This is a genomic window from Roseiarcus sp. (assembly GCF_052145395.1).
Taxonomy (GTDB): Bacteria; Pseudomonadota; Alphaproteobacteria; order Rhizobiales; family Beijerinckiaceae; genus Roseiarcus.
In genome coordinates this window covers 1-3,684 of sequence record NZ_JBKQOT010000442.1, presented here as the reverse complement: position 1 = coordinate 3,684, position 3,684 = coordinate 1, and the positions used below count along the sequence as shown (strand labels likewise).

At 63.5% G+C, this 3,684-nt stretch carries 6 protein-coding genes; all 6 read right to left on the bottom strand.

The features are described from left to right. Positions 1 to 411: TlpA disulfide reductase family protein (locus ACLP25_RS15015; protein WP_442469990.1), on the bottom strand; the 411-nt coding region annotated here is incomplete at its 3' end. After that, the gene (locus ACLP25_RS15010; protein WP_442469989.1) at positions 408 to 1,073 is read right to left on the bottom strand and encodes a hypothetical protein; all 666 of its coding nucleotides are present in this window, start codon (positions 1,071 to 1,073) and stop codon (positions 408 to 410) included. The genes ACLP25_RS15015 and ACLP25_RS15010, both read right to left, overlap by 4 nt. 3 nt (positions 1,074 to 1,076) lie before the next feature. Further along, the gene (locus ACLP25_RS15005) at positions 1,077 to 1,901 is read right to left on the bottom strand and encodes a DUF6969 family protein (RefSeq protein WP_442469988.1); all 825 of its coding nucleotides are present in this window, start codon (positions 1,899 to 1,901) and stop codon (positions 1,077 to 1,079) included. Continuing rightward, positions 1,883 to 2,128: a hypothetical protein gene (locus ACLP25_RS15000; RefSeq protein WP_442469987.1), complete on the bottom strand. Its 246-nt coding sequence runs from the start codon at positions 2,126 to 2,128 to the stop codon at positions 1,883 to 1,885. Before ACLP25_RS15000 ends, ACLP25_RS15005 begins: the two co-directional genes overlap by 19 nt. A 5-nt stretch (positions 2,129 to 2,133) precedes the next feature. Next, complete coding sequence (locus ACLP25_RS14995) at positions 2,134 to 2,721, bottom strand: RNA polymerase sigma factor (protein WP_442469986.1); 588 nt, start codon at positions 2,719 to 2,721, stop codon at positions 2,134 to 2,136. Between the two features lie 322 nt (positions 2,722 to 3,043). Further along, positions 3,044 to 3,684: lipo-like protein (locus tag ACLP25_RS14990; protein WP_442469985.1), on the bottom strand; the 641-nt coding region annotated here is incomplete at its 5' end.

Sequence of the window (3,684 nt, the reverse complement as noted above, 5' to 3'; positions counted from 1 at the left end):
ATCGACGAAGGGCTTGAGCTTCGAGATCTTCAAATTGCGCAAGAAAGGCGCGACGGCCGCTCGCCCGCCTTGATCGATCGAGACCGCGACCACCTCGAGCGGAATTTCGCGTCCAGCCTGCCGAAGCCGTTCGGGCATCGGCAATTCCCGCCGGCACGGCGGACACCAGGTGGCCCAGAAGCTCATCAGCACGAGGCCGCCCTGAAAATCGCCGAGCCTCATGGCTCGCCCATCAAGGCGTTCGAGCGTCAATTCGGGAAGCGGCGTGGCGGGCTCGAGACGAACGAATTGAGACGAAGCCGAGCGAAAAGTCGAAGCGCAGCCCGTCCCGAGTTCCTGGGCCCTGGCGATCGACCCGCCGAGCGCGGCCAACGCTCCTGATATGAACGCGCGGCGCGAAAAGGGAGTCATTCCGGTCGGGCGATCAATTGATGATGCGCGTCGACGCCGATCTGCCCGCGCTCGGCGCCGTGGGTCTTGCCGTCGCTGTGATAGACGAGCAGGGCGGCATTGGCGTGCGTCGGCATGTGCGTAAGCTTCATCGTCACCTTGGCGCTCCCGTCCGCGGCGGCGACGAAACTGTTGGTCGCGCCGTCGCCGTCCATCGGGGTGAAGCCGATCGGCTTCTGGTCGAAGTGGTTCTCGAACAGGCTGTATTGGCCGCCCGGCGCGAGGCCCGCGAATGTCGCCGAGAGGACGGGCGCGCCGCTCTTGTCAGACACCTCAACCGAACCGGTGGCCCCCAGCCATTGTCCGAGATCGAATCCGAGCGGTTTGCCGTTCGCGTTGAAGACCTTTACCGACTTCGCATCCTGTTCGATCAACGCCGGACGAAATCCGGCGACGTGCTTGATGCCTTGCGGGCCGACCGCTTCGCCGGCCGCAGGGTCCTGCACGAAGGCCTGCGGATCGAGCGGTTTGGGCTGTTTGGTCTCGGAACAAAAGAAGGCGGCGTGGGTCGTGAAGTTCAGCTTTAGCGTTTCTGTTGCGAGAACGGGGCCGCCAGAAACAAAGATCCACGCGCTGGTCGCCAGCGCGAGCATCGCGATATTTCCGATTCGAGACGTTTTCATCGCTCAATCTCCGTGCGTTTCATTTGCGGTCGCGCCAATGGCGCCGTCGTAACGGGAATCCGACGCCGCATGCATGCGGCTGTCCTCTTTCAGTCGACGCATGCGTCCGTCGCCTGCCGAGCCCGAGCGTCGCTCGAGAATCCGATCCAAATCGATTCGAACTTCTGAGAGAACTTCGAGCGCAGAATCGTCGAACACGCCCGGTCCCCGACGCGCGCGATCCAAAAGGACCGCGTCCCTCGTTTGCATGATCCGCTCCATCTCCGGGCGGCAAAGGCAGACGAGAGCGAGCGTCAGCCGGTCCACTTCGGCATTTCCCGTCTCGAGGCGTATCGCCGACAGCAACCGCAATGTGGCTTCCGCGCTGAATAACATATCGCCGGTGACCCAGCGGTTCACGGTGAACAGGTTGCTGGGAACGCCTTTCGCGTTGAAGCCGATGCACAGCAGATGTCGGGTCCGAGCGCGCAGGCCCGGAACGCCAAGGCGTTCGCGCCACCGCCGTTCCGCCGCGAAATACACCTTGCCGCGCCATGCCGCTTGTCTGGCGAACAGGTGGATGTGCCCGTGCTCCTCCGAACCCGGACGGTCGTCCGCGCTGTGGGAATGATAGAACCACTGGTAGCCGCTCGCTGCGTCACGGGCGTCGTCCGCCGGATAGTGCGCCCAGGCTTGAGGCGCAGAGTCGCCGATAACGCCGGCGAGCAAGTGTCGGCCCGACGCGGCCAGTCGCGCGTAGACGTCGATGATTTGCGCGGCAGGGTCCCGAGCCGGAGCTTGCGCCGCCGGCCTGGGATGTCGCTGCAACTTCAGCCCTTCGGCGCGCATTTGGGAGCGCACTTGGGCGCACATTTCGGCGCGCACTTGGCCATCGGCATGGCGTTATGCTTGCGATGATGGACATAGTGCTTGTGCGAGGCTTTCGGGGCGCACTTCTGCATCATCTTGGGGCTGCACTTGGCCGCGTCCGTGGGCGCGGTTTGCGCCGCCGCCGGCAGGGCGATCGTGGCGGCGGTCAGGGCGGCGATCGAATAGGCGAGAATTTTCGAGTTCATCAGCGTTACCTTTGGTTTCGTGGAAGTGGGTTGGAGGTGTGCGGCGATGTTTCGAGAAGGCCATGGCCGCCCGGACTAAGCAGATATTCGCGCACCAGCGCTCTGGCCCGGTGCAAGCGGCTCTTGATCGCCGCAGGCTCCTGGCACAGGACGCTCGCTATCTCCGCGATGGTCTGCTCCTCGAAATCGCGGAGCAAAATCACCTGCCGATAGTGCGCGGGCAGGGATTCCAACGCGAGCGACAGATCGAGGCGTAGGGTCATATCGGTCTTTTCGGCGAGGTAGCTTTCGACGCGCTCGTCTTCCAGCGATTCGTGTTGGAGCATCGCGCGCGAAAGCCTCTGGCATTCCCGGCGAACGATCGTGAACAGCCAGCCCGAAAACGCCGCCGCGGCCTTCAGCGCCGAGATCTTCTTTGCGAGGATCAACAGCGCCTCTTGCACCGCGTCGTCGATGTCACTGCTTTGGCAGTGCTTGCGGGCATATCGCCGAGCGTCAGTCTGCGACGTCAGCAATAGGCGGTTCAGCGCGGCGCTATCGCCGAGTTGGGCCGCCTGGATCAGTTCATGCGTGGCAGGGCTTGTCATGGCCATCTCGAACTCTCTTCAAGGTCGTCCTCAATCTACGTGCCTACAACGAACGATCGCCAGTGTCCGTCCGCAGAAAGGACCAGCGGCCCCGAAGAGCGAGCCGAAACCCGAACTAACGGATCACTTGGCGCCAGATTGAAGGACGCCCTCACTGAGCAAGAGGGGCGAATTGGGTAAAGGGGTTCGCGCCCCAAAGAAAATACTTTCACCCGATTGGCTCCGCGTTGGCGCGCAGCCCACTCGGGATGGACCCGGCGGGAAGGCGGCGTCTCCACGCCGCGTGAGGACGAACGTTCGTGCGTCAGGCGACGGGGCGAGCCGAGGCTCACGTCTTCGCTAAGCCGCTCACCAATCCATGGCTGGCCGTCGCAGACGCCGTCGCTCGCTCGTCCGCCCATTGGACCCTGTGAAAGTCGAATCCGCGCTCGAGGGTTGGCTTCACGATCTGGAAATACGGCGACGCGTCGAAATCGCGCGGCGTGAACAGCGAGTGATGGCGAACCTGCCATTGCTCGCGCACGCAGTCCTCGCATTCGGGCAATTCGGCGATCGCGGGTTCGATGACCGGCAGGATCGGATAGCGGATCGATTGGAATGCTTCCACGATGAGCGTCGAACAAATGGCTCGGGTTGGGTCGCCGCCGCCGAGCGCGATCATCCGTCGCCGCCAGCGCGTCGGAACCGGCGGCGTCGGCAGAAGGTAACGCACCAGATCGACTACGTTCTTGAGGTCGTAGCTATGTCCGATGCGCTCGACGACAAAGCGGACGACCGTGGCGCGTTCAACCTGGTTGAGGCCGACCGGCCGGCAAATCCGCGTGTGCAGGCCGGAAAACTCGTCGAAGCCGATGGCCCGCACCCCCTCGACGAGGTCCGCCTCGACGAAGCAATGCTCTGGATTCGGCAAGTCGCCGTCAAAGCCGACAAAGAGGGCGGCGTGCGACCACGTGGACTGGGTCAGGTACT

What these genes read in the sequence shown, in the direction of transcription:
- ACLP25_RS14995 (WP_442469986.1), bottom strand. Translation starts at nt 2,721, where the DNA reads ATGGCCATGACAAGCCCTGCCACGCATGAACTGATCCAGGCGGCCCAA.
- ACLP25_RS15000 (WP_442469987.1), bottom strand. Translation starts at nt 2,128, where the DNA reads ATGAACTCGAAAATTCTCGCCTATTCGATCGCCGCCCTGACCGCCGCC.
- ACLP25_RS15005 (WP_442469988.1), bottom strand. Translation starts at nt 1,901, where the DNA reads ATGCGCGCCGAAGGGCTGAAGTTGCAGCGACATCCCAGGCCGGCGGCG.
- ACLP25_RS15010 (WP_442469989.1), bottom strand. Translation starts at nt 1,073, where the DNA reads ATGAAAACGTCTCGAATCGGAAATATCGCGATGCTCGCGCTGGCGACC.